Source organism: Gemmobacter fulvus (genome assembly GCF_018798885.1).
GTDB classification, from domain to species: domain Bacteria; phylum Pseudomonadota; class Alphaproteobacteria; order Rhodobacterales; family Rhodobacteraceae; genus Gemmobacter; species Gemmobacter fulvus.
The window spans coordinates 509,711-532,014 of the sequence record NZ_CP076361.1; the positions used below are offsets into that span (position 1 = coordinate 509,711).

The window sequence follows — 22,304 nt, forward strand, 5'->3', positions numbered from 1 at the left end:
CCCCCAAGTGACGGAACCCTGTTCCAATCCTCCGAAGTATCGGAACAAACATCCTTATCTGCAAGGGTGGCTGGTCAGAATCTGGGAAAATATCCTATATTGCAGGGCACAAACCCCTTCCCGGAGAATCCTCATGGCCCGCTTCACCCCGAAAGTCGTCACCGCAAATGCGCTGATCGAAGGGGACGTGGTCTATCTGACCGCCGATGACCGCTGGTCGCGCCTGCATCACGAGGCCGAGCTGATCGAGGATGAGGCCCATGCCCAATTGCGCCTGCTGTTCGGCATGGCGCAGAAGAATGTCGTTGTCGGCGCCTATCTCGCAGATGCGAAGGCAGGCCCCAACGGCCCCGAACCCACCCATTTCCGTGAGGCCTTCCGCACCCGCGGGCCTTCCAACTATGCGCACGGCAAACAGGCAGATCTGACCCATGTATAACTACTCCGAGTTCGACGAAGCTTTCGTGCGCGCCCGTGTGGCGCAGTTCTCGCATCAGGTGGCCCGCCGCATCGACGGCTCGCTGTCGGAAGAGGAGTTCCGGCCGCTGCGCCTGATGAACGGGCTCTATCTGCAACTGCACGCCTATATGCTGCGCGTGGCGATCCCGTATGGCACCATCAATCCGCATCAGATGCGGCAGCTGGCCCATATCGCCGAGACCTTCGACAAGGGCTATGGCCATTTCACCACCCGCCAGAACATCCAGTTCAACTGGCCGAAGCTGAATGACGTGCCCGCCATCCTGACGGCGCTGGCCGATGTGGGCATGCACGCCATCCAGACCTCGGGCAATTGCGTGCGCAACGTGACGGCAGACCATTTCGCCGGCGCTGCCGCCGATGAGATCGAAGACCCGCGCCCGGTGGCCGAGCTGCTGCGCCAATGGTCGACCGATCACCCGGAATTCCAATTCCTGCCGCGCAAGTTCAAGATCGCCATCACCGGCAGCCCGAATGACCGCGCCGTGACCCGCGCGCATGACATCGGCCTGCGCATGGTGCGCAATGCGGCTGGCGAGCCGGGCTTCGAGGTGATCGTGGGCGGTGGCCTTGGCCGCACGCCGATGGTCGGAATGACGGTGCGGGAGTTCCTGCCCAAAGCCGACCTGCTGCCCTATGTCGAAGCGGTGCTGAGCGTCTACAACACGCTGGGACGGCGCGACAACAAATACAAGGCGCGCATCAAGATCACCCTGCACGAGACCGGCAAGGAAGAACTGACGCGCATGATCGAGGCGCGCTTTGCCGAGTTGCGCCCGCTGTTCGGCGGCCATGACCAGACGCTGCTGGCCGAGATCGAAGAGGCCTTTGCCGCCCCGGCCTTCCGCAACGCGCCGGTCGATGCCTATGACGCCTTTTACAAGGCCGACCCGGTGTTCCGTGCCTGGGCCGATACCAACCTGGCACAGCATCGCAACGATCAATATGCCATCGTGACCATCAGCCTGAAGGCCCATGGCGCGACGCCGGGTGATGCCTCGGCCGATCAGATGCGCCTGATCGCGGATCTGGCCGAGACCTATGGTCATTCCGAACTGCGCATCAGCCACGAACAGAACGTGATCCTGCCGCATGTGCACAAGGGCGACCTGCCCGCCATTCATGCGGCACTGGTTCAGGCCGGGCTCGGTACGGCCAATGTCGGGCTGATCTCGGATATCATCGCCTGCCCCGGTATGGATTATTGCGCGCTGGCCACCGCCCGCTCGATCCCGGTTGCGCAAGAGATTGCCACCCGCTTTGACGATCTGAAACTGGAGCATGACATCGGCCCGCTGAAGATCAAGATCTCGGGCTGCATTAATGCCTGCGGGCACCACCATGTCGGCCATATCGGCATTCTGGGGCTGGATCGCGCCGGGGTGGAAAACTACCAGATCACGTTGGGCGGTGACGGTACTGAAACGGCGGTCATCGGAGAGCGGGCTGGCCCGGGCTTTGCCTATGACGACATCGTGCCCGCCATCGAGCGGATCATCACCACCTATCTGGAGCAGCGCGAAAGCCCCGCCGAAACCTTCCTTGCAGCCTATCGCAGGCTGGGCCTCGCCCCGTTCAAGGCGGCGCTGTATCCGGCGGAAGGATCGCGTGATGCCGCGTGACACCACATCCGGCGCGGGGCTTGCCCCCGTGGCCGAGCGCGTGGACGAGCTGAACGCCCGGTATCGCCACCACGGCGCGACGGCGGTGCTGGAACGCGCGCTGACCGATGCCCAGGTGGGGCGCGTCGCCATGGTCTCGTCTTTCGGGGCGGAATCGGTGGTGCTGCTGCATCTGGTCTCGGTGGTCGACAAGACAACGCCGGTGCTGTTCATCGACACGCATATGCTGTTTCCCGAAACCCTGGCCTATCAGGCCGAGGTGGCCGACAAGCTGGGCCTGACCGACATCCGCCGCATCACGGCAGAACCAGGCAAGCTGGCGTTCGAAGATCCCGACAACACGCTGCACCAGTTCAGCACCGATGCCTGCTGCGCGCTGCGCAAGACTGAACCGCTGGAACGCGCGCTGAATGGCTATGATGCCTGGATCACCGGGCGCAAACGCTATCAGGGTGCCACTCGGGCTGCAGTGGAGTTTTTCGAGGCCGAGGGCGATACGCGCATCAAGATCAATCCGCTGGCCCATTGGGGCCGCGAGGATCTTGAAGACTACATGATCAACAACCGCCTGCCCCGGCATCCGCTGGTGTCGCAAGGCTATCCGTCGATCGGCTGCGCCCCCTGCACCAGCCCGGTGAAACCCGGCGAAGACCCGCGCGCGGGTCGCTGGCGCGGCAGCGACAAGACCGAATGTGGCATCCACTTCATCAATGGCAAGGCCGTGCGCGGCCCCGTGACCAAGGAGAACGCAGCATGAGCGTGATCGTCACCGATACCGGCTTTACCCCTGCTGCGGATCAGGACTACCCGACGCTGGCCACTTTGTCGGCCAGCGACACCAGCGTCGATCTGGCCCATACCGATGATCCGGCGGCGCTGGAGGGGGCGCTGGCGCGGCTCACCCTGATCCGCGTGGCCTTCCCCGCCTTCAGCGATGGCCGCGCCTTCACCATCGCCCGCCGCCTGCGCATGATGGGCTATACCGGCACGCTGCGCGCCAATGGCCATGTGATCGCCGATCAATATGCCATGGCGCGGCGCGTCGGCTTTGACGCGGTTGAAATCAGCGATGATCTTGCTGCGCGCCAGCCCGAAGACCAGTGGCAGTTCCGGGCCAACTGGCAGGCGCATGACTATCAGTCGCGGCTGCGCGCCTGACTTCGCCCTTCCCTCGCGCTTGCGCCTGACATATTCAGGAAATGATATTCCATGACCGAGCAAAAACCCGTGTCCGATAAAAATGCCGCCAAAGTCACCCTGCCCGATGCGCAGATCGTTCAATCGGTCACGCATTGGACGGATCGCCTGTTTTCCTTCCGCGTGTCGCGGCCCAAATCGCTGCGCTTCCGGTCGGGCGAATTCGTGATGATCGGGCTGATGGGCGAGAATGGCAAACCCTTGCTGCGCGCCTATTCCATCGCCTCGCCCTCCTGGGATGAGGAACTGGAGTTCTATTCGATCAAGGTGCCGGATGGGCCGCTCACCTCGAAGCTGCAACATATCGTGCCGGGCGACGAGATCATCCTGCGCCCGAAACCCGTGGGCACGCTGGTGCATGACGCGCTGCTGCCCGGCAAGCGCATCTGGTTCCTGGCCACCGGTACCGGACTTGCGCCCTTTGCCTCGCTGATGCGCGACCCGGATACCTATTACAAATACGATCAGGTCATCATGATGCACACCTGCCGCGAAGCCGGAGAGCTGGAATATGGCCGTCAGCTGGTGGAAAGCCTGAAGGACGATCCGCTGATCGGCGAGCTGGTGGAGGGCAAGTTGCTGTATTACCCGACCACCACGCGCGAACCTTCGGAACATATGGGCCGGATCACCGACAACCTGACCTCGGGCAAGGTGTTTGCCGATCTGGGCCTGCCCAAGATGAACGCCGAGGAAGACCGCGCCATGGTTTGCGGCAGCTTGGCCTTCAACCATGATGTGAAGGCGGTGTTGGAAAGCTTTGGCCTGCGCGAAGGCGCCAATTCCGAGCCGCTGGAGTATGTGGTTGAAAAGGCATTTGTCGGCGACGGCATCTGAACATCGCCACGCAAGCGCTTGCAGATCAATAAAAAACGCCGCGTGAACCTCACGCGGCGTTTGTCGTTTCAGCCAGACGGCAGCTTACATGCCGAGGGCTTTTTTCACCTGTTCCACCGCCGCCGAGACCAGCGAGGGGTTCTGCGCGGCACCATCCACGGCGGCTTTCAGCGTCGTTTTGGTGGCCATGTCGAGCGCGGAGCCGTCGATCAGCGTATGGATGCGCGCGGCATCGAAATTGGCCGGATCAAGGGCAGCGGCCATGTCGCTGACAGCACCGGCAGCAGCTTCGGTCGCGCCGGTGGCCGCCTCGGTTGCGGCCTCAGCCGCTTCGGTGGCAGTTTCGGTCGCCGCAGCGGCAGCATCGCCCGCAGCTTCAGTGGCGGCAGCCGCCGCGGTGCCCGCCGCCGCAGCAGCATCGGCAGCCGCGTCGGTGGCAGCAGCCGCCGCATCACCGGCAGCTTGCGTGGCGGCGGTGGCCGCCGTGGTGGCCGCGTCAGTGGCGGCAGCGGCCGCATCACCCGCCGCTTCGGTGGCAGTGGCCGCAGCCTCGCCTGCCGCTTCGGTCGCGGTGGCCGCAGCTTCGGCAGCCTCGGTCACGGCATCGGTCGCGGCGGTGCCGGCCTCGGTCGCCGCATCTGCGGCAGCTTCGGTGGCGGTGGCGGCAGCGGTGGCCGCATCATTCGCTGCTTCGGTCGCAGCGCCCGCAGCCTCGGTCGCCGTGGCGGCCGCATCCTGAGCGACCTCTTCGGCAGGCTGTCCAAAGAAATAATATCCGGCGGCAGCAGCGGCCAGAACCACACCGCCAATGATGACCTTGTTGCTCATGTCGATCTCCTTCGTCCCGTGGGGTACGCCACGGTCGCAAGCAGGATGTGGCATTTCATGGGCAGTTTGAAAAGTGTCATGTCTTGGAAAAGCGGGGGGAATTTCAGACTCGGTGCGACATGGGCGGGCAATCGCCGCCGAATACGGGGAATCAGGTTGAAGTGCCGGGCTGCGAGGTTTATTTTGCGCACAGATTCAATGGACGAAGGAACACAGCCATAGCCCGCAGACCCCACAACGCCCCGCCGCAACGCGATACGGGCCCTCGTGTGAATGAACGCATCCGCAATCCCGAAATCCGCCTGATCGGCGCGGATGGCGAGAATGTGGGTATCGTGACCCCAGCCCGCGCCATGGCGATGGCGGAAGAGGCGGGGCTCGATCTGGTCGAGATCTCGCCCAATGCGGAACCGCCGGTCTGCAAGATCATGGATTTCGGCAAGTTCAAATATGAACAGCAGAAACGTGAAGCCGAAGCCCGCAAGAAACAGAAGATCATCGAAATCAAGGAAATCAAGTTCCGTCCCGGAACCGATACCCATGACTACGATGTGAAGATGCGCTCTGTGCTGAAGTTCCTTGAGGAAGGCGACAAGGTCAAGGTGACCCTGCGCTTCCGGGGCCGTGAAATGGCGCACCAGGATCTGGGGCTGGAACTGCTGAACCGGGTTGCCGCCGATGTGGGCGACGCGGGCAAGGTGGAATCCATGCCGCGCCTTGAAGGCCGCCAGATGGTGATGATGATCGGGCCGCGCTAAGGCGCGTTTGCGATCAGCACGCTGACATGCGGGGGCCGGTGGCCCCCGTTTCTATTCCGGGGGCGCGTCTGGGGCCTCGCGCAGACGCCCGCGCGCTGCGATCTCCTTCAACAGCCCGCCCACCCCCATGGCGGCGATGTCGTCTGCGCCAACGGTCTGACCACAGATCACCCGCTCCAGCACCCAATCGGCACCGTTCAGGGCGGGCGAACGCGCGCAGCCCGGCAGACCGATCACCGGACGCCCGTTCAGATCGCCCAGAAACAACAGATTGCCAGGATCGACCGGCATACCAAAGCGGATTAGCCGTCCGCCCGCCGCAATCAGCGCCGCGGGCCCGACATCGGCGGGGTCGGAGGTGGCAGAGGCGGTCAGGATGAAGATCACCTCGCCCGTCGCCTGCGCCAGCGCCGCCGCCAGCGGCTCGGCCCGGTGTGGCACCAGCACCCGCGCCTCCAGCCCGGCCCCCAGCCGCCGCAACCGTGTGGCCAGGGCCTCGCGCCCTTTCGGGGCGGGGGCTTCGTCTGACAGCGTGGTTTCGATCAGCGTAGCGCGGCGGATCACCGGCGCGGCCACCCGCAGCGCCCCGGCGGCCTGAGCGCAGGCACGGGCCAGCGCGGCCTCGGGCACGGCATAGGCGATGATCTTGGCGGTGGCCAACATGCTGCGCGCCTCGACCCGCGCAAAGGGGGCGAGGGTGGCGAGGGTGATCATCGGATGCACCGCGTTCAGCGCATGGATACGCGGCACATCGACCAGCAGCAGGCCCGGCCCGGTGGCATAGAGGTTCACCCGGCCTGTCGCGGCCCCGGTCAGCCGCAGCCCCAAAGCGGCGGGATCGGGGGCAAGCGCCGCCGCCAGCCGCGCCGCCGCCGCATCCTCGCCCAACTCGCCCGGATCCGGGCGGGCCACGATGACCTCGGTCCGCCCTGCGGCGGCAAGCCGGGCCAGATCCTCCGGCCCCAACAGCTTGCCCTTGGCAATCACCCCCTGCGGCGTGTCGATGCGATGCGCAAGAATGGCTCCTTCGGCCTCGGCCAGTGGCACGGATCCGAAGCGCATCAGCCCTGCCTCAGCACTTGGGTGATCTGCGCCATGATCGAGACGGCGATTTCCGCCGGGCTTTTCGCCCCGATGTTCAGCCCGACCGGCGCATGGATGCGGGCAATCTGCGCGGCGTCCACGCCCTCTGCCACCAGCCGTTCCAGCCGTTTGGCATGGGTGCGGCTCGAGCCCAGACAGCCGAGGTAAAACACATCCGAGGCCAGCGCCGCACGGATCGCCGGATCATCCAGCTTCGGATCATGGGTCAGCGTGACCACCGCGGTGCGGCCATCAGGGCGCAGCGCGGCCAGCGCCTCGTCGGGCCAATCGTCCAGGATACGCTCGCCCGGAAAGCGCGCGCTGGCGCCAAAGGTTTCGCGCGGGTCGATCAGCGTGCAGTCATAGCCGCAGGCCCGCGCCATCTGCACCAGCGGCTGCGCGATATGCACCGCCCCCACCACGATCAGACGCAGCGCCGGATTGTGGACCGCGATGAACCAGCCCCCCTCCTCCATCCCTGACCGATCGGCGCGCATCCGGGTGGCAATCGCCGGGGCCAGCGCATCGCCCGCCCCATCGGTCAGGCGGCGCGACCAGCTTTCGGTGTTCACCACATAGGCGCGCGGCGCGCGTGTGGCTCGGGCCGCCACCAGCTCTGCCAGCATTTGTTCTGGCAAAGCGGTGCCCACCGGCTCCAGCAGAATACGGATTGTGCCACCACAGGCCAGACCGACGGCAAAGGCGGTGTCATCGCTGACCCCGAAGGTCAGCAGACGCGGCTGGCCATCCACCAGCGCCTCTTGCGCCTCGGTGATGACCGCGCCCTCCACACAGCCGCCCGAGACCGAGCCCATGATCCGCCCCGCGCTGTCGATCACCAGCTGGCTGCCGGTCTGGCGCGGTGCCGAACCCCAAGTTTCCACCACGGTGGCCAGCACGGCACCCCGTCCGGCCCGGTGCCAGTCCAGCGCGATTTCGGGGATCTGATCGTGGTGTCGTTCGTCCATGCGCTCCTCCGGGCTTCAGCGTGACGCAGGCCGCGCCGCACCGCCATCCGACATAAGTGGCATGGGCTGAAAAAAAAGGAAACGCCGCGGGGGGAGACCCACGGCGTTAAAGGCACAATGCCCAGACGGGCGCGGCCCAGAGGCAAGAACAGAACAGGGAGAACGCTCTTGCCCGATCAGGCTAGCGGGGCACCTGCCCCGCCACCTTGACCCAGATCAAACGCCGATCACCGTGCGGCAAGCTGCTGCATCAGCGGCGAGATCATCCGTACCACGGCGCGACGGTTGCGCGGCTCGTCGCCTTCGCTCGCCACGCGCAGCTCGCTTTCGCCATATCCCTGCACCACCATGTTTTCCGGCGGCACGTCGAAATATTCGGTCAGCGCCAGCGCAAGGCTTTCGGCCCGGCGGTCCGACAGCGCAAGGTTATAAGCCCCGCCGCCCACCGCATCAGTATGACCTTCGATCAGGAACAGCTCCCCTGCGTTTTCGGCAATCATCTCGGTCATGAACGCGCCAAGTTCGGCAAGCTTCTGCGCCTCGGACGGACGGATCGCGGCAGAGCCGGTTTCAAAGGTCACACTGTCCACATCCACCATCGGGGCCAGCGCGCGCACCTCGCGGTAATCGCGGATCTGCGACAGGCTGAACGAACGCCCGGCCTCTTCGGCCTGAAGTTTCAGCATCGCCGCCCGCAGCGCCGCATCCTGACCCGAGGTCGAGACAATCAGCCCGCCCGGTTTCGGACGCGGCAGTGTGGCGAAATCGACCTCTTCCACCTGATCGCTCAGATCGTCGATCAGCAGCGTCTGGCTGCCATCCAGATTGACCCGTGCCCGGCGCAACACCCGGCCCGAGGCATCCCGGATCGTCACGATCTGCGTGCCATCGGCCCGGTCCACGATGGTGCGGGTAGAGCCGTCGCGGAAGGTTTCGGTGCGCACATCGCTGCCCGGCTGGCGGATCAGCGTATCATCGTCCTTCAGCACGACATATTGGCCATCGCCCCGGTCCACCACCACACGGTCGCCGGTGTTCGAGACCACGCGGTCGCCGTTCTTCAGCAACGAACCGACGACCAGCGCGCCCAGCACCACAAGCCCGGCCTTTTCCAGATTGGACAGCTTGTCGCGTTTCTTCGCGGTTTTTTCCGGCTGTTCGCCATCGCGCAGCGTCGCTTCGGGCGACAGGGCGCGGGTGTCGAAATCTTCGTCCGACCGGCGCGTGTCTTCCTTGGTCACCTTGTTGCGGGTGATCTTGGCCTCGGGCGAAGGATCTTCGGTCAGCGCCACATCGGCAGCGGCGGGTTTCTTGCGCTTTTTCTGGCGCGGCTGGTCTTCGGCCGTGGCTTTGGCGGCCTTGCCATTGGCGCGGACCTCCGGCTCAGGCTCTTCATCGGTCAGGATGTCGCTCAGGGCTTCGACTGCCGCCACATCGGGCGGTGCCACGCCTTCGGCGGTGTCGATCACCGGCAGGGTGTCTTCGGGCATCGGGCGCTTTTTCTTTCCGCCTGCCGGTTTGCCTGCCGCCTCGGGCTCTGCCGCATCGCCATCAGCGGCGCGGATCGGCTTGCCGGTTTTCGGGGTTTCGGCAGCGGCGGCCTCGGCCTCCTTGGCCTCTTGTGCGGCCTTGGCGGCGCGTTCGGCCTCACGTTCCGCCTTGCGGGCGGCTTTGCGCGCTGCCTCATCCGCTTCGGCCTGCGCCTTCGCATCGCGGTTGTTCAGGGTCGAGGATTTGGCAATGCCGCCCTCGCCTTCCACACGCGCGGCCTTGTCGGCGGCAATCGCCTCGGCCTTGGCGCGGGCGGCTTCCTCGGCCGCAGCAGCCTCACGGGCAGCCCTACGGGCGGCCTTTTCGGCAGCTACACGATCCGCCTCGGCGGCGGCAGCCTCGGCTTCCGCTTTCGCAGCCGCGCGGGCCGCCTTGCGATCGGGCTTGTTCGCCTGCGGCTCTTCCTCGGGGGCGGCAGCAGATCCTCCGACCGCCTTGCGGGCATTGCGTTCGCAATTGGCCGGATTCTTGGCCACGACGCAGGTGGCCCCCTGTGGGCAATCGGCCTGTTTGTTGGGCAGGCAAATCACGGTTTGCCCCTCTACCTGCACCCGGGTCTGCGCTTGCAGCATCACCGGGTTGATCGAGGACAGTGCAACGGAAAGCGCGGTGGTGGTGGTCAGAAGCCGCTTCATCTTCGGTCCTTTCACGAATCGTTATATAGGAACGGCCAATGGCCTTTCAGGTTCCAGCCAAATCCCATTTCAGGCTGTTAAGCGATAGCATCGCATTGCAAAGCGATGGCAACGGGCGGAAAAGCGCGCGACTGGCCTTGTCGCGGCCCGCAAACCAGTTCGCGCTTGCGACATGGGCCCTGCGCGTGTAAGGACGCGCATCCTTCCGCAATCCCATGAACTGGCGCAGCCTCTCGTGGTCGGGCCGTGGAAGGCAAAAGGCCCCGACCTATGAAATGCGCCCGACAGATACGGAGCTTACATGCCGTTTTATGAGCATGTCATGATCGCGCGTCAGGACCTGTCCAACGCGCAGGCCGAAGGCCTGATCGAACATTTCTCCACGGTTCTCGCAGACAACGGCGGCAAAGTCGTCGAGCACGAGTACTGGGGCGTCAAAACGATGGCCTACAAGATCAACAAGAACCGCAAAGGGCACTATGCCTTCCTGAAATCGGACGCGCCCGCCGCTGCCGTGCAGGAAATGGAACGCCTGATGCGCCTGCATGACGACGTGATGCGCGTGCTGACCATCAAGGTCGACACCCACGCAGAAGGTCCGTCGGTCCAGATGCAGAAACGTGACGACCGCGAGCGCGGCGAACGTGGCGACCGCCCCGAAGGCGGCGAACGTCGTGAGCGCAGCTTCGGCGACCGTGGCGACCGTGGTGGTGACCGCGGCGGCTTCGGCGGCGATCGTCGTCGTTGATCTGAGCAGGAAAGGACCATTCAAATGGCGAACAAACCCTTCTTCCGTCGCCGGAAAGTCTGCCCCTTCTCGGGCGACAACGCACCTGCGATCGACTACAAGGACACGCGTCTGCTGCAGCGCTACATCTCTGAGCGCGGCAAGATCGTTCCGTCCCGTATCACCGCCGTCTCGGCGAAGAAGCAGCGTGAACTGGCTCAGGCCATCAAACGTGCCCGCTTCCTCGCCCTGCTGCCCTACGCCGTGAAATAAGGAGAACTGACATGCAAGTTATCCTCCTTCAGCGCGTGGCCAAGCTTGGCCAGATGGGCGAAGTCGTGAACGTGAAAGACGGCTACGCCCGCAACTACCTGCTGCCGCAAGGCAAGGCACTGCGCGCGAACGCTGGCAACATCAAGTCGTTCGAAGCCAAGAAAGCCCAGCTGGAAGCCCAGAACCTGGAAACCAAGAAAGAAGCTGCGGTCGTTGCTGAAAAGCTCGACGGTCAGGCTTTCGTGGTGATCCGTTCGGCATCCGATTCGGGCGCGCTCTATGGTTCGGTCACCACCCGTGACGCCGCCGATGCGGCAACCGCCGGTGGCTTCACCGTGGCCCGCGCTCAGGTTGTGCTGGACCGTCCGATCAAGGATCTGGGCCTGCACACCGTCAGCGTCGTGCTGCACCCGGAAGTGACCGCCAAGATCACGCTGAACGTCGCACGTTCGGTCGAAGAAGCAGAACTGCAAGCCTCGGGCAAATCCATTCAGGAACTTGCCGCCGAAGCCGAAGCCGCTGCGGAATTCGAGATCGCAGAGCTGTTCGACGAAATGGGCGCAGCCCAGGACGGCGAAGACCTCTGATCCCGGTCGGGACCAAAATCAAAGCCGCGCAGGGGCAACCTTGCGCGGCTTTTTTCATGCGCGGGCGGGCGGGCTGGCGTCAGCACATCGGATCGCTGATCACCACCTCATCGCCCGCGCGGATCGAGGTGTAGAAACAGGAGCGGCGATTGGTATGGCAGGCCGGGCCCTCCTGCGTCACCAGAAGCAGCAGGCAATCGCGATCACAATCGACGCGCAGTTCTACCAGCCGCTGCACATGGCCCGAGCTTTCGCCCTTGGCCCAGAAGCTTTGCCGTGACCGCGACCAATAGGTCACCTGGCCGCTGTCCAGCGTTTTGGCCAGGCTTTCGGCGTTCATCCAGGCCATCATCAGCACCTCGCCGCTGGCATGATCCTGGGCGATGGCCGGGATCAGCCCATGGGCATCATACTTTAGGCGGGTCGGATCGAAGGCCATGGTGGCAGTCCTTTGCAAATGCGGTTGCGGCGTCTATCTATGCGCAAGACGCGCCGGAGGAAAGCAATGAGCGAGACGGATCTGATCAAGCTGTACTCGGGGCGCATCCTCGCGCTGGCCGCCGACATTCCGCATCTGGGCCGCCTGCCCGCGCCGCAAGGCAGCGCACGGCGCCGCTCGCCGCTCTGTGGCTCCACCGTGACGGTGGATGTGGTGCTGCGCGACGGGCGTGTGGCGGAATTCGCGCAGGATGTGAAAGCCTGCGCGCTGGGTCAGGCCTCTGCCGCCGTGCTGGGACAGGCCGCCCTTGGCCGCAGCCTGCCCGAGGTTGAGGCTGCCCGCGATGCGCTGCACGCGATGCTGAAAGACGCCGCCCCGCCGCCCACAGCACCATTTGACGGGTTCGAGGTGCTGATCCCGGCGCGCGACTACAAGAACCGCCATGCCTCGATCCTGCTGGCGATCGAGGCTTTGGTCGAGGCCATGCAGGCGGCGCAGGCAGCCTGATTTCCCATTTGCCCCATAAAAAAAGCCGCCGCATCCCTTGGGTGCGGCGGCAAGTGGCGTATCTGGGCAGGCACGGCGTCGGGACAGACGCAGGCATCGCTTGGGGACCGATGCACCCGCAAAACAGACCGCAGGCAGTGAGAATTCAGACAAGACCGGGCAGATAAAGCCCGGCAACAAGCAGCGTGAACAGCGACACGACGCCAAGCGCATCTTCCAGCAAGGTGTCGGACGACCGGGCGAGAACGGCTTTGATTTCCTTCAGCATCGTGAGCCTCCTGTGCTTTGTTGCTATATTGTTCTCACATGATTCAAAGTCTGTAAAGAACTTTTTGAGAACATTTGAGAACAAACCAGAACAGCCCGCAGGGCGGCGGGGTCAGATGGATATTTTTACCAAGATGAAAGGAGATCAGCCGACCGAGATCAGGCGGATGGCGCGATCCTGATCCAGCAGCCACAACAGCAACCGGGCCGCACGGCCGCGCGGGCTTTCAAGGCGCGGGTCTTCGGCCAGCAGGCGGCGCGCATCGCTTTGCGCAATTTCCATCAGCGCCGATTGCCGCTCCAGATCCGCGACGCGGAAGCGGGGCAAGCCGGATTGTGCGGTGCCGATCAGATCACCCGCGCCGCGCATGGCCAGATCTTCTTCGGAGATGCGGAAGCCGTCTTCGGTATCGCGCAGAGTTTGCAACCGGCGTTCGCCCCCCTCGGACAGCGGCGGCTGATACATGAGCAGGCAGGTCGATTGCGCCGCCCCGCGCCCGACCCGACCGCGCAGTTGATGCAACTGGGCAAGGCCGAAGATCTCGGCCCGCTCGATCACCATGATGGAGGCATTTGGCACATTGACCCCGACTTCGATCACCGTCGTGGCGACCAGAACCGAGGTCTCGCCCGACACGAAGCGTGCCATGGCGGCGTCTTTTTCGGCGGGCGGCATCTGGCCATGCACCAGACCCACATGGTCGTCGCCAAGGGCGGCGCGCAGATGTTGAAACCGTGCCTCGGCACTGGCGTAATCCAGCACCTCGCTGTCTTCGACCAGGGGGCAGACCCAATAGGCCTGCCGCCCCTCGGCCACCGCCTGCGCCAGATGCGCCACCACCTCGTCAATGCGCTGGGTGGTGACCAGCGCCGTTTTCACCGGTTTGCGCCCGGCGGGCTTTTCATCCAGCACCGACACATCCATATCGCCGTAGCTCGCCAAAGCGAGGCTGCGCGGGATGGGGGTCGCGGTCATCACCAGCACATCGGCGGCGGCGCCTTTGGCCCCCAGTTCCATCCGCTGGGCGACGCCGAAGCGGTGCTGTTCGTCGATCACCGCCAGACGCAGATCGTGGAAGGCAACATCCTTCTGGAACACCGCATGGGTGCCGACCAGAATGCCGATGTCGCCCGCCGCCAGTGCGGTCAGTTTCGCCGCACGCTCGGCCCCCTTGTCGCGGCCGGTCAGCAGATCCAGCCGCACCCCGGCGGTGGCGGCCAGCGGGGCCAGGCTTTCCAGATGTTGCCGCGCCAGAATCTCGGTCGGGGCCATCAGCACACCCTGCCCGCCCACCTCGACCGCTGTCAGCAGCGCCATGAAGGCGACCAGGGTTTTTCCGGCCCCCACATCGCCCTGCAAAAGGCGGTTCATGCGCAGGGGCGAGGCCATGTCGGCAGCAATCTCGGTCACGGCGCGGGTCTGGGCAGATGTGGGAAGATAAGGAAGCGAGTCCAGAACCTTGCGCTGCAGAACCCCGGTGGCGCGGCTGGCAACGCCCTTGCCGCGCCGCTGCGTTGCCCGAGCCAGAGCCAGCGTCACCTGATGCGCAAACAGTTCGTCATAGGCGAGGCGCAGGCGGTTGGGCGCGGTGGCGGCAATGTCGGCGGCGCTGCGCGGCTGATGCACCGAGGCCACGGCCACATGCCAATCCGGCCAGCCCTCGCGCAGCTTCAGCGGGCCGTCGATCCATTCCGGCAGTTCCGGCACCCGCGCCACTGCCGCCAGCGCCGCCTTGGCCACCGCTTTCTGAGTGAGGCCCGCGACCAGCGGATAGACCGGCTCATAGGCGGGCAGATCGGCGGCCTCTTCGGGGCGCAGCACATGGTCGGGATGCACCATCTGGGCGATGCCGTCGAACAGCTCCACCCGCCCCGACACCAGCCGCCGCTGCCCGCTGGGCAAAAGCTTGCTCAGGTAATCGCCGCGCGCATGGAAATAAACCAGCTGAAACTCCAGCGCCGCATCGCGCACCATGATGCGATAGGGGCGGCCCTTGGTCTTGGGCGGCAGATGGGCGCCGATGGTCACCTCTACCGTCACGGTCACCGGCGGCAGCACATCGCGGACGGAATCGCGGCGGGCGCGGTCCACGCCCGAATGGGGCAGCAGATAGAGCAGATCCTTCGGCTTTTCGACCGCCAGCCCGGCAAAGGCCTTGGCGGTTTTGGGCCCCACGCCGTCCAGCGTTTCCAGCGCCGCAAACAGCGGGAACAGGATTTCAGGGCGGCTCATCCGGTCACGCCTGCCCGGCAAGGGTGATCCACGCCTCTTCGTCGATGATCTGCACCCCCAGCGCCGCGGCCTGTTTGGCCTTCGATCCGGCACCCGGCCCGGCGATCACCAGATCGGTCTTGGCGCTGACAGTTCCGGCCACCTTGGCCCCCAGAGCCTCGGCGCGCGCCTTGGCCTCGGCCCGGCTCATTTTTTCCAGCGTGCCCGTGAACACCAGCGTCTTGCCCGCCACCGCGCTGTCGACCGGCGCGCGGCGCTGCACGTCCTGCACCGAAAGATGCGCCACCAGCGCATCAATCGCCGCGCGTTCCGCCGGATGGTGGAAGGCCGTCACCAAAGAGCCTGCCAGAACCGCGCCCACGCCGTCGATGGCGGTCAGTTCCGCCCATTCTGGGCCTTCACCGGGGGTCGCCGCCGCCATTGCCGCCTCGAATGCCGCCCAATTGCCGTAATGCGTGGCGAGCAAACTGGCGGAGGTTTCGCCGACATGGCGGATCCCCAGCGCGAAGATCAGCCGGTTGAGCGGGATCTGCCGTTTGTCGCGGATGGCCGCGAACAGGTTGTCCGCCGATTTCGCGCCCCAGCCTTCGCGGTTTTTCACCTGCTGCAAGCCGCTGCCAAACCGCTCTTCCAGCGTGAAGATATCGGCGGGCCGGGTGATCCAGCCATCTTTGTAGAAGGCCTCGATCTGCTTTGCCCCCAGCCCTTCGATGTCAAAGGCATTGCGGCTGACGAAATGCTTCAACCGCTCCACCGCCTGCGCCGGGCAGATCAGCCCGCCGGAGCAGCGGCGCACGGCATCGCCCTCCTCGCGGATCGCGTCAGAGCCACACTCCGGGCACACCGTTGGAAAAACATAGGCTTGCGCGGCGGGGTCGCGCTGCGACAGATCCACATCCGCCAGTTTCGGGATCACATCTCCGGCGCGGTAGACCTGCACCCAGTCGCCAATGCGGATGTCCTTGCCGTCGCGGATCACTTGGCCACGCGAATCGCGCCCGGCGATGTAATCCTCGTTGTGCAGCGTGGCGTTCGACACCACGACACCGCCCACGGTGACGGGTTTCAGCCGCGCCACCGGGCTGAGCGCGCCGGTGCGGCCCACCTGAATGTCGATCGCCTCCAGCCGCGTCCAGGCCAGTTCGGCAGGGAATTTATGCGCGATGGCCCAGCGGGGCGTGGACGAGCGGAAGCCGAGGCGCCGTTGCAGGCCGAGGTCGTTCACCTTGTAGACCACGCCGTCGATGTCATAGCCCAAGGTCGCGCGCTGTGCCTCGATGCTGCGATATTGCGCCAGCAGCTCTTCGGGGCTGTGGCACAGCCGGGTCAGCGGGTTGATCTGAAACCCCAGTTTCGCGAGCCGGGCAATCGCCTCGGCCTGCGTTTCGGCCAGCGGTTCCGACAGCGCCCCCCAGCTATAGGCAAAGAACCGCAGCGGGCGGGCGGCGGTGATGCGGGCATCCAGCTGGCGCAGGGATCCGGCGGCGGCATTGCGCGGGTTGGCGAAGCTTTTCTCGCCCGCCGCCTGCTGGCGCTGGTTCAGGGCCGCGAAATCGGCATGGCTCATATAAACCTCGCCCCGCACCTCAAGCACCTCGGGCGCGCCGATCACGGTGTGCGGAATATCCGCAATGGTGCGGGCGTTTTCGGTGACATTCTCGCCGGTTTCGCCATCGCCGCGCGTGGCCGCCTGCACCAGATGCCCGCCCTCATAACGCAGGCTGAGCGAGAGCCCGTCAATCTTCGGTTCCGCCGTGAAGGTCAGCGGGCCTTCATGGCCGAGGTATTTGCGGATCCGATCCTCGAAATCCGCCACATCCTCCACCTGAAAGGCGTTTTCAAGGCTGAGCATGCGCACGTCATGGCGCACCTTGCCAAAGCCATCGGCCGGGGCCGCCCCGATCTGGTCGCTGGGGCTGTCCGGCCGTTTCAGGCCGGGAAAGCGCGCCTCAATCGCCGCATTGCGCTGTTTCAGCGCGTCATAATCCGCATCGCTGATCTCGGGCGTATCCTGGGTGTGATAGGCCATATTCGCCGCAGCAATCAGCAGGGCAAGGCGTGCCAGTTCGGCGCGCGCTTCGGCCTGCGTCAGCGTTTCCACGGGCTTCATGTCCGGCATCTTCACCTCCACCGCTGCCCCCAGATGTAGGAGAGGCAGCCGAGGAGGTAAAGCCGCCGTTCAGGCACCCATGGCAAATCGACGATCAAGATCGACCGGCGAGGGATCGCGCAGCACATAACCCCGGCCCCAGACGGTTTCGATGTAATTCTGCCCGCCGGTGGCTTCGGCCAGTTTCTTGCGCAGTTTGCAGATGAACACGTCGATGATCTTCAACTCGGGTTCATCCATGCCGCCATAGAGATGGTTCAGGAACATCTCTTTGGTCAGCGTCGTGCCCTTGCGCAGGCTCAGCAGTTCCAGCATCTGATATTCCTTGCCGGTCAGATGCACGGTCTTGCCATCCACATCCACGGTTTTCGCATCCAGATTGACGCAGACACGCCCGGTGCGGATCACCGATTGCGCATGGCCCTTGGAGCGGCGGATGATGGCATGAATGCGCGCGACCAGTTCTTCGCGATGGAAGGGTTTGGTCATGTAATCATCGGCCCCGAAGCCGAAGCCCTTCAGCTTGCTGTCGGTATCATCCGCCCCGGAGAGAATCAGAATCGGCGTTTCGATGCGGGCCAGACGCAACTGGCGCAGCACTTCATGCCCGCTCATGTCCGGCAGATTGAGGTCGAGCAGGATCAGGTCGTAGTCATAGAGCTTGGCCAGATCAATGCCGTCTTCCCCAAGGTCCGTGCAGTAAACATTGAGGTTTGCATGTGTCAGCATCAGTTCGATACTGCGCGATGTCGTGGGGTCATCCTCCACCAGAAGAATGCGCATATTGTCTTCTCCGCTCCAGCGCCAACGTCATTAATGATACTGGGGGGCAATGGTTAACTACAGGTTACTCTGGCAGGTTCGGTCAGGAAAACAATCTAAAGTTGTCTGTACTTCTGAATTGCCGTCACTTTCAGTGCTTTTTCACCGTGTTTTTCAACCGCAGCGCGCCAGAGTGCGAACTCTTCCTCGGACAGGCCATAGCGTTCCAGCGCGTCTTTTTCGCTGATCAAACCATGGATCACCGCCTTCACCACCACCGCCTTGCGCGACGCAACCCAGCGTGTCGTGTCGGCGGGAGGCAGGTCAGCCCGGGATAAAATGCTGCCATCCGGCAGGGTTACCTGCCGCGGACCATCCACTCGTTTGAGATACATCACCTTGACCCCCTCTTGCATGGGCACAGTCTCCGCAATCAGGCTTAAGCAGTCGTGAAACGCGGGGTTGAGAGTACAGAGCATTTTCCTATATTGCGAGACATCTGGCCAGTGCGCCCTTCCCCCTAGGACATGTCATGCTCGACCATCCGCTCAATTCGCTGGGCTTTGCCAAACCTCCGTCGCAAACGCGCGTCGTGGTCGCCATGTCGGGCGGCGTCGACAGTTCGGTCGTGGCGGCGCAGCTGGCCGAAGAAGGATACGACGTGGTGGGGGTCACACTCCAGCTTTATGATCACGGGGCGGCGCTGGCCAAAAAAGGGGCCTGCTGCGCCGGGCGTGACATTCACGATGCGCGCCGCGTGGCCGAAACCATGGGCTTTCCGCATTACGTGCTGGACTACGAAAACACCTTCCGCGAGGCGGTGATCGACGAATTTGCAGATGCCTATCTGGCCGGGGCGACGCCGGTGCCTTGCATCCGCTGCAATGAACGGGTGAAGTTCAAGGATCTGCTGGCCACCGCAAAAGAGCTTGAGGCCGATTGCATGGCGACGGGCCATTACATCCAGCGCAGGATGGGCGACAGCGGGCCAGAGCTGCATTGTGCGGCGGATGCCAACCGCGATCAAAGCTATTTCCTGTTTTCCACCACGCCCGAGCAATTGTCCTACCTGCGCTTCCCGCTGGGGCATCTGCCCTCCAAGGCGGAAACCCGGGCGCTGGCGGCCAGATATGGCCTGCCGGTGGCCGACAAACCCGACAGTCAGGACATCTGCTTTGTGCCCAACGGCAATTACGCGGCGGTGATCGAAAAGCTGCGCCCCGGTGCGGCGGAACCGGGCGAGATCGTCGATATGGAGGGCCGCGTGCTGGGTAACCATCGCGGCGTGATCCATTACACCATTGGCCAGCGCAAGGGTCTGGGCATCGGTGGCCTGGGCGATCCGGTCTATGTGGTGCGGCTTGACCCGGATACCCGCCGCGTCGTGGTCGGCCCGAAAGAGGCGCTGTCGACCCGCGTGATCCCCGTGCGCGAGATCAACTGGCTGGGCGATGTGCCCTTTGCCAGCCAGAGCGAATGGCATGTGAACGTCAAGGTCCGCTCCACCCGCCCGCCCCGGCCTGCGGTGATCCGCCCGCTGTCGGCAACCGAGGCCGAAGTGGAGCTGCTGAGCCCGGAAGACGGGGTCAGCGCCGGGCAAGCCTGTGTGTTCTATGCGCCCGAAGGCTCGCGCATCCTCGGCGGCGGCTGGATCTGGCGCGGGCGCTGAGCCGGTGGTCGGCGGTCAGGCAGAGCCTGCCAGCGCCGCCAGAACCGACTGCGCCGCGCGTAATCCGGGTGGCGCGCCGCCCTGCCCCAGTCGCTGCATGGTCAGCCGCATCGCCGCCTGTTGCGCCGCGCGCTCGGGTCCATCGGACAGCAGCGCCAGCAGGGCGTCGGCAATCGGGCCGGGCTGGCAGGCCGGGCCCAGAAACTCCGGCACGCTGCGGCTTTCGGACACGAGGTTGACGAGCGTGACCGTATCTATCAGCGCCGCGCGTTTCATCAGCCAGAAGCTGATCGGGTGCAGCTTGTAGGCAATCACCATCGGGCAGGCATTGGCGGCCAGTTCCAGACTGACCGTGCCCGAAGCGGCAATCGCCACATCGGCAGAGGCAAAGGCCGCGCGCTTTTGCGCGGCATCGGTCACGATCTGCGGCGCAATCGGCCAGTCGGCAGTCAGATCACGCACCAGAGCGGCCACGCCCCGCACCGTGGGCAGCACCACACGCGCCTCAGGATGCGCCTGCCGGATCTGCGCCAGCACAGCACCGATCACCGGCGCAAGGCGGCTCACCTCGCCCCTGCGCGACCCCGGCAAGGCGAGGATCAGCGGCCCTTGCCCCGTCATCAGACCGCGCTCTTCGGGCGTTGCCAGCGGCTCTGCCACCACCGGATGCCCGACGAAATCGCAACTCATGCCTGCGGCGGTCATATAGGGCGGCTCGAACGGCAGCAGCGCCAGAACATGATCAATCACTTCGGCCATCTTCGCCGCCCGGCCCGGACGCCAGGCCCAGACCGAGGGCGCGACATAATGGATGGTGCGCAGGCCGGGGCGGGCCGCCTTGATCTGCCGCGCCACCCGCAGGCAGAAATCCGGGCTGTCAATGGTGATCAGCGCCACCGGATCGGCGGCCAGCGCCGCCGCCGCCGCCTCGCGGATCCGGCGTTTGAGAAAGCGGTATTTCGGCAGCACCTCGGCGATGCCCATCACCGCCAGATCCTCCATCGGGAACAGGCTGTCCAGCCCTTCGGCCTGCATCAGCGGGCCGCCGACCCCGGCAAAGCGCACCTCGGGCAGCAGCAGCTTCAGCCCGGCCATCAGCGCCGCCCCCAGCCGGTCGCCCGAAGGTTCCCCGGCGATCAGGAACAGCTTCATGCCCTGGCCTGCGGATCAGCCTGCGGGTCACGGGCCCAGAGGAACAGGCCCAACCGCGCGGCCTCGGCCTGCATCTCGGCACGGTCGAGCAGGATCACCCCGCCCGCCTCGAAGGCAATGCCCGCCAGCCCGGCGGCATGGGCGCGGTGCACTGTCGCAAGCCCCAACGCCGGCAAGTCGATCCGGCGATCCTGACCGGGTTTGGGGGCCTTGTAGAAAACTCCCTTCGCGCCCGTTGGATCAGGGCGGCGCGCAGTGACCGCCACCCAGTCCAGCATGGCATCGGTGCCCGGCAGCGCCTCGACCGCAAGGCACAGCCCCTGCGCCACCACGGCCCCCTGCCCGACATCCACCGCCCCCAGCGCCGCCACGATGGCCTCAGCGCGCGCCGCGTCGCGCTGATCGGCGGCCGTGGGCTGCCCCGCCAGCACACCCGGCCCCGGCACCAGATCGGGCGCAAGATCGGCCACCCCGGCAATCGCAAAGCCCGCCTCGGCAAACAGCGCAATCACCTCGCGCAGCGTCGCATCATCGCCCGCCTGCATCGCGGCCAGCAGACGCGGCACCATCTGCGCCGTGGCCGCATCGAACAGCGCCGGGTCAAGGCGCGGGCGGCTGACTGCCCCGGCAAAGACCACACGATCCACCCCGGCATCCTCCAGCGCGCGCAGAAACGGCATCAGCCGTTCCACCCGGAAGGTCATGTCGACGGCCAGCCCTTCGGGGGCAAAGCCCTCCAAGGCGCAGATCAGCGGCTGATCCAGCGCGGCGGCAAGGGTGGCAGGCAGACGCCCGGCCCCAGCGATGATGGCGGTTTTCGCGCTCATTTCGGCGTCAGGAAACTGCGGTCAGAGGCCCCGAGGATGAAATCGGTCATCTCGCGCACATGCTGGCTGTCGGTCTCATCGGCCAGACGGCGGGCGCGGTCCAGAAAACTGCCCTCGCCCTGTGCCAGCATCTGATAGGCGGCGCGCAGGGCGGTGATCTCCGACCGCTCTACCCCGCGCCGTTTCAGCCCGACAAGGTTCAGCCCGTCCAGCACGCCGCGCGGCCCCTGCACGAGGCCATAGGGCACCACATCATTGGTCACCATGGTCACCGCGCCAATGATCGCCCCCCGCCCGACCCGCACCCATTGATGCACGCCGGACAGACCGCCCACGATCACGTCATCGCCAATCTGGCAATGGCCCGCAATCGCCGCCTGATTGGCCAGGATCACCCGGTCGCCCAGCCGGGCATCATGGCCGACATGTGCGCCGGTCATCAGCAGGCAATCATCGCCGATCTGCGTCAGCCCGCCGCCGCCCTCGGTGCCGGTGTTCAGCGTGGCACCTTCGCGGATCTTGCAGCGCGCGCCGATCACCAGCCGCGTGCGTTCGCCCCGGAACTTCAGATCCTGCGGCACTTCGCCGACACAGGCCCCCGGAAAGATCACCGTGCCCGCGCCCACATCGGTCCAGCCGGTGACGATGGCATGCGGTTTCACCACCACCCCTTCGGCCAGCCGTACCTCGGGGCCGACCACGGCAAAGGGGCCGATCTCGACCCCGGCGGCGATCTGCGCGCCCGGTTCAACAACGGCAGCGGGGTGAATGCGGGCCTCGGCGGAAATCATC

At 65.1% G+C, this 22,304-nt stretch carries 24 protein-coding genes; 11 read left to right on the plus strand and 13 right to left on the minus strand.

Features of this window, described 5'->3' with window-relative positions; genetic code table 11:
* Positions 1-133: 133 nt before the first annotated feature.
* From KM031_RS02455 to KM031_RS02475, 5 genes are read left to right on the plus strand one after another with little or no spacing between them, the layout of a single operon-like run.
* Positions 134-439: a DUF2849 domain-containing protein gene (locus tag KM031_RS02455; RefSeq protein ID WP_215502985.1), complete on the plus strand. Its 306-nt coding sequence runs from the start codon at positions 134-136 to the stop codon at positions 437-439.
* Positions 432-2,102: a nitrite/sulfite reductase gene (locus tag KM031_RS02460; protein WP_215502986.1), complete on the plus strand. Its 1,671-nt coding sequence runs from the start codon at positions 432-434 to the stop codon at positions 2,100-2,102. The genes KM031_RS02455 and KM031_RS02460 overlap by 8 nt, the downstream gene beginning before the upstream one ends.
* The gene (locus KM031_RS02465) at positions 2,092-2,859 is read left to right on the plus strand and encodes a phosphoadenylyl-sulfate reductase (protein WP_215502987.1); all 768 of its coding nucleotides are present in this window, start codon (positions 2,092-2,094) and stop codon (positions 2,857-2,859) included. Before KM031_RS02460 ends, KM031_RS02465 begins: the two co-directional genes overlap by 11 nt.
* A complete protein-coding gene (locus KM031_RS02470) occupies positions 2,856-3,260 on the plus strand; it encodes a DUF934 domain-containing protein (RefSeq protein WP_215502988.1) in 405 nt (134 codons plus the stop codon). Before KM031_RS02465 ends, KM031_RS02470 begins: the two co-directional genes overlap by 4 nt.
* A 51-nt stretch (positions 3,261-3,311) precedes the next feature.
* Positions 3,312-4,136: a ferredoxin--NADP reductase gene (locus KM031_RS02475; RefSeq protein WP_215502989.1), complete on the plus strand. Its 825-nt coding sequence runs from the start codon at positions 3,312-3,314 to the stop codon at positions 4,134-4,136.
* A gap of 84 nt (positions 4,137-4,220) precedes the next feature.
* Here KM031_RS02475 and KM031_RS02480 read toward each other — a convergent pair whose 3' ends face one another.
* A complete protein-coding gene (locus KM031_RS02480; protein ID WP_215502990.1) occupies positions 4,221-4,964 on the minus strand; it encodes a hypothetical protein in 744 nt (247 codons plus the stop codon).
* 269 nt (positions 4,965-5,233) lie between these two features.
* On the opposite strand from KM031_RS02480, the gene infC reads away from it, so the two are divergent.
* On the plus strand, positions 5,234-5,722 hold the full coding sequence (gene infC, locus KM031_RS02485) for a translation initiation factor IF-3 (RefSeq protein WP_260692082.1): 489 nt from the start codon (positions 5,234-5,236) through the stop codon (positions 5,720-5,722).
* Positions 5,723-5,773: 51 nt separating this feature from the next.
* Here infC and KM031_RS02490 read toward each other — a convergent pair whose 3' ends face one another.
* From KM031_RS02490 to KM031_RS02500, 3 genes are all read right to left on the minus strand, one after another.
* Positions 5,774-6,784, minus strand: coding sequence for a molybdopterin-binding protein (locus tag KM031_RS02490; protein WP_215502991.1), 1,011 nt, complete (start codon positions 6,782-6,784; stop codon positions 5,774-5,776).
* Positions 6,784-7,773, minus strand: coding sequence for an XdhC family protein (locus KM031_RS02495; protein ID WP_215502992.1), 990 nt, complete (start codon positions 7,771-7,773; stop codon positions 6,784-6,786). The genes KM031_RS02490 and KM031_RS02495 overlap by 1 nt, the downstream gene beginning before the upstream one ends.
* Before the next feature lie 227 nt (positions 7,774-8,000).
* Positions 8,001-9,959: an OmpA family protein gene (locus KM031_RS02500; protein WP_215502993.1), complete on the minus strand. Its 1,959-nt coding sequence runs from the start codon at positions 9,957-9,959 to the stop codon at positions 8,001-8,003.
* A 301-nt stretch (positions 9,960-10,260) separates the two neighbouring features.
* On the opposite strand from KM031_RS02500, the gene rpsF reads away from it, so the two are divergent.
* Genes rpsF through rplI form a run of 3 tightly spaced genes read left to right on the plus strand, consistent with a single transcriptional unit; the run spans position 10,261 to position 11,546 of the window.
* On the plus strand, positions 10,261-10,707 hold the full coding sequence (gene rpsF, locus KM031_RS02505) for a 30S ribosomal protein S6 (RefSeq protein ID WP_215502994.1): 447 nt from the start codon (positions 10,261-10,263) through the stop codon (positions 10,705-10,707).
* A gap of 24 nt (positions 10,708-10,731) precedes the next feature.
* Positions 10,732-10,959 carry a 30S ribosomal protein S18 gene (rpsR, locus tag KM031_RS02510; RefSeq protein ID WP_103256213.1) on the plus strand — a complete coding sequence of 76 codons (228 nt, stop codon included), beginning with the start codon at positions 10,732-10,734 and terminating at the stop codon, positions 10,957-10,959.
* Positions 10,960-10,970: 11 nt separating this feature from the next.
* A complete protein-coding gene (gene rplI, locus KM031_RS02515; RefSeq protein WP_215502995.1) occupies positions 10,971-11,546 on the plus strand; it encodes a 50S ribosomal protein L9 in 576 nt (191 codons plus the stop codon).
* 79 nt (positions 11,547-11,625) lie between these two features.
* Here the strand turns inward: rplI and hisI are convergent, their stop codons facing one another.
* Positions 11,626-11,985, minus strand: coding sequence for a phosphoribosyl-AMP cyclohydrolase (hisI, locus tag KM031_RS02520; protein WP_215502996.1), 360 nt, complete (start codon positions 11,983-11,985; stop codon positions 11,626-11,628).
* Between the two features lie 66 nt (positions 11,986-12,051).
* On the opposite strand from hisI, the gene KM031_RS02525 reads away from it, so the two are divergent.
* A complete protein-coding gene (locus KM031_RS02525; protein ID WP_215502997.1) occupies positions 12,052-12,492 on the plus strand; it encodes an iron-sulfur cluster assembly scaffold protein in 441 nt (146 codons plus the stop codon).
* Between the two features lie 145 nt (positions 12,493-12,637).
* Here the strand turns inward: KM031_RS02525 and KM031_RS02530 are convergent, their stop codons facing one another.
* From KM031_RS02530 to sciP, 5 genes are all read right to left on the minus strand, one after another.
* Entirely contained in the window at positions 12,638-12,760 is a 123-nt protein-coding gene (locus tag KM031_RS02530; RefSeq protein WP_260692092.1) for a hypothetical protein, read from the minus strand.
* 144 nt (positions 12,761-12,904) lie between these two features.
* A complete protein-coding gene (recG, locus tag KM031_RS02535) occupies positions 12,905-14,992 on the minus strand; it encodes an ATP-dependent DNA helicase RecG (RefSeq protein ID WP_215502998.1) in 2,088 nt (695 codons plus the stop codon).
* Positions 14,993-14,996: 4 nt separating this feature from the next.
* Positions 14,997-17,111, minus strand: coding sequence for an NAD-dependent DNA ligase LigA (ligA, locus tag KM031_RS02540; protein ID WP_215502999.1), 2,115 nt, complete (start codon positions 17,109-17,111; stop codon positions 14,997-14,999).
* A 60-nt stretch (positions 17,112-17,171) separates the two neighbouring features.
* Positions 17,172-17,885, minus strand: a complete 714-nt coding sequence (gene ctrA, locus KM031_RS02545; RefSeq protein ID WP_215503000.1) for a response regulator transcription factor CtrA — start codon at positions 17,883-17,885, stop codon at positions 17,172-17,174.
* 95 nt (positions 17,886-17,980) lie between these two features.
* Entirely contained in the window at positions 17,981-18,259 is a 279-nt protein-coding gene (sciP, locus tag KM031_RS02550) for a CtrA inhibitor SciP (RefSeq protein WP_215503907.1), read from the minus strand.
* Positions 18,260-18,396: 137 nt separating this feature from the next.
* Between sciP and mnmA the strand changes: the two genes are divergently transcribed.
* The gene (mnmA, locus tag KM031_RS02555) at positions 18,397-19,533 is read left to right on the plus strand and encodes a tRNA 2-thiouridine(34) synthase MnmA (RefSeq protein WP_215503001.1); all 1,137 of its coding nucleotides are present in this window, start codon (positions 18,397-18,399) and stop codon (positions 19,531-19,533) included.
* A gap of 15 nt (positions 19,534-19,548) precedes the next feature.
* Here the strand turns inward: mnmA and lpxB are convergent, their stop codons facing one another.
* From lpxB to lpxA, 3 genes are read right to left on the minus strand one after another with little or no spacing between them, the layout of a single operon-like run.
* Complete coding sequence (gene lpxB, locus KM031_RS02560; protein WP_215503002.1) at positions 19,549-20,685, minus strand: lipid-A-disaccharide synthase; 1,137 nt, start codon at positions 20,683-20,685, stop codon at positions 19,549-19,551.
* Complete coding sequence (locus KM031_RS02565; protein WP_215503003.1) at positions 20,682-21,512, minus strand: LpxI family protein; 831 nt, start codon at positions 21,510-21,512, stop codon at positions 20,682-20,684. The genes lpxB and KM031_RS02565 overlap by 4 nt, the downstream gene beginning before the upstream one ends.
* On the minus strand, positions 21,509-22,303 hold the full coding sequence (gene lpxA, locus KM031_RS02570) for an acyl-ACP--UDP-N-acetylglucosamine O-acyltransferase (RefSeq protein ID WP_215503004.1): 795 nt from the start codon (positions 22,301-22,303) through the stop codon (positions 21,509-21,511). The genes KM031_RS02565 and lpxA overlap by 4 nt, the downstream gene beginning before the upstream one ends.
* Between the last annotated feature and the right edge of the window lies 1 nt (position 22,304).

Coding starts and splice junctions, on each gene's coding strand:
- lpxA (WP_215503004.1), bottom strand. CDS start 22,303: ATGATTTCCGCCGAGGCCCGCATTCACCCCGCTGCCGTTGTTGAACCG.
- KM031_RS02530 (WP_260692092.1), bottom strand. CDS start 12,760: ATGCTGAAGGAAATCAAAGCCGTTCTCGCCCGGTCGTCCGACACCTTG.
- KM031_RS02455 (WP_215502985.1), top strand. CDS start 134: ATGGCCCGCTTCACCCCGAAAGTCGTCACCGCAAATGCGCTGATCGAA.
- rpsF (WP_215502994.1), top strand. CDS start 10,261: ATGCCGTTTTATGAGCATGTCATGATCGCGCGTCAGGACCTGTCCAAC.
- mnmA (WP_215503001.1), top strand. CDS start 18,397: ATGCTCGACCATCCGCTCAATTCGCTGGGCTTTGCCAAACCTCCGTCG.
- KM031_RS02525 (WP_215502997.1), top strand. CDS start 12,052: ATGAGCGAGACGGATCTGATCAAGCTGTACTCGGGGCGCATCCTCGCG.
- KM031_RS02480 (WP_215502990.1), bottom strand. CDS start 4,964: ATGAGCAACAAGGTCATCATTGGCGGTGTGGTTCTGGCCGCTGCTGCC.
- rpsR (WP_103256213.1), top strand. CDS start 10,732: ATGGCGAACAAACCCTTCTTCCGTCGCCGGAAAGTCTGCCCCTTCTCG.
- sciP (WP_215503907.1), bottom strand. CDS start 18,259: ATGTATCTCAAACGAGTGGATGGTCCGCGGCAGGTAACCCTGCCGGAT.
- KM031_RS02490 (WP_215502991.1), bottom strand. CDS start 6,784: ATGCGCTTCGGATCCGTGCCACTGGCCGAGGCCGAAGGAGCCATTCTT.
- KM031_RS02565 (WP_215503003.1), bottom strand. CDS start 21,512: ATGAGCGCGAAAACCGCCATCATCGCTGGGGCCGGGCGTCTGCCTGCC.
- hisI (WP_215502996.1), bottom strand. CDS start 11,985: ATGGCCTTCGATCCGACCCGCCTAAAGTATGATGCCCATGGGCTGATC.
- ctrA (WP_215503000.1), bottom strand. CDS start 17,885: ATGCGCATTCTTCTGGTGGAGGATGACCCCACGACATCGCGCAGTATC.
- rplI (WP_215502995.1), top strand. CDS start 10,971: ATGCAAGTTATCCTCCTTCAGCGCGTGGCCAAGCTTGGCCAGATGGGC.
- KM031_RS02500 (WP_215502993.1), bottom strand. CDS start 9,959: ATGAAGCGGCTTCTGACCACCACCACCGCGCTTTCCGTTGCACTGTCC.
- KM031_RS02460 (WP_215502986.1), top strand. CDS start 432: ATGTATAACTACTCCGAGTTCGACGAAGCTTTCGTGCGCGCCCGTGTG.
- KM031_RS02470 (WP_215502988.1), top strand. CDS start 2,856: ATGAGCGTGATCGTCACCGATACCGGCTTTACCCCTGCTGCGGATCAG.
- lpxB (WP_215503002.1), bottom strand. CDS start 20,685: ATGAAGCTGTTCCTGATCGCCGGGGAACCTTCGGGCGACCGGCTGGGG.
- KM031_RS02465 (WP_215502987.1), top strand. CDS start 2,092: ATGCCGCGTGACACCACATCCGGCGCGGGGCTTGCCCCCGTGGCCGAG.
- recG (WP_215502998.1), bottom strand. CDS start 14,992: ATGAGCCGCCCTGAAATCCTGTTCCCGCTGTTTGCGGCGCTGGAAACG.
- KM031_RS02495 (WP_215502992.1), bottom strand. CDS start 7,773: ATGGACGAACGACACCACGATCAGATCCCCGAAATCGCGCTGGACTGG.
- KM031_RS02475 (WP_215502989.1), top strand. CDS start 3,312: ATGACCGAGCAAAAACCCGTGTCCGATAAAAATGCCGCCAAAGTCACC.
- ligA (WP_215502999.1), bottom strand. CDS start 17,111: ATGCCGGACATGAAGCCCGTGGAAACGCTGACGCAGGCCGAAGCGCGC.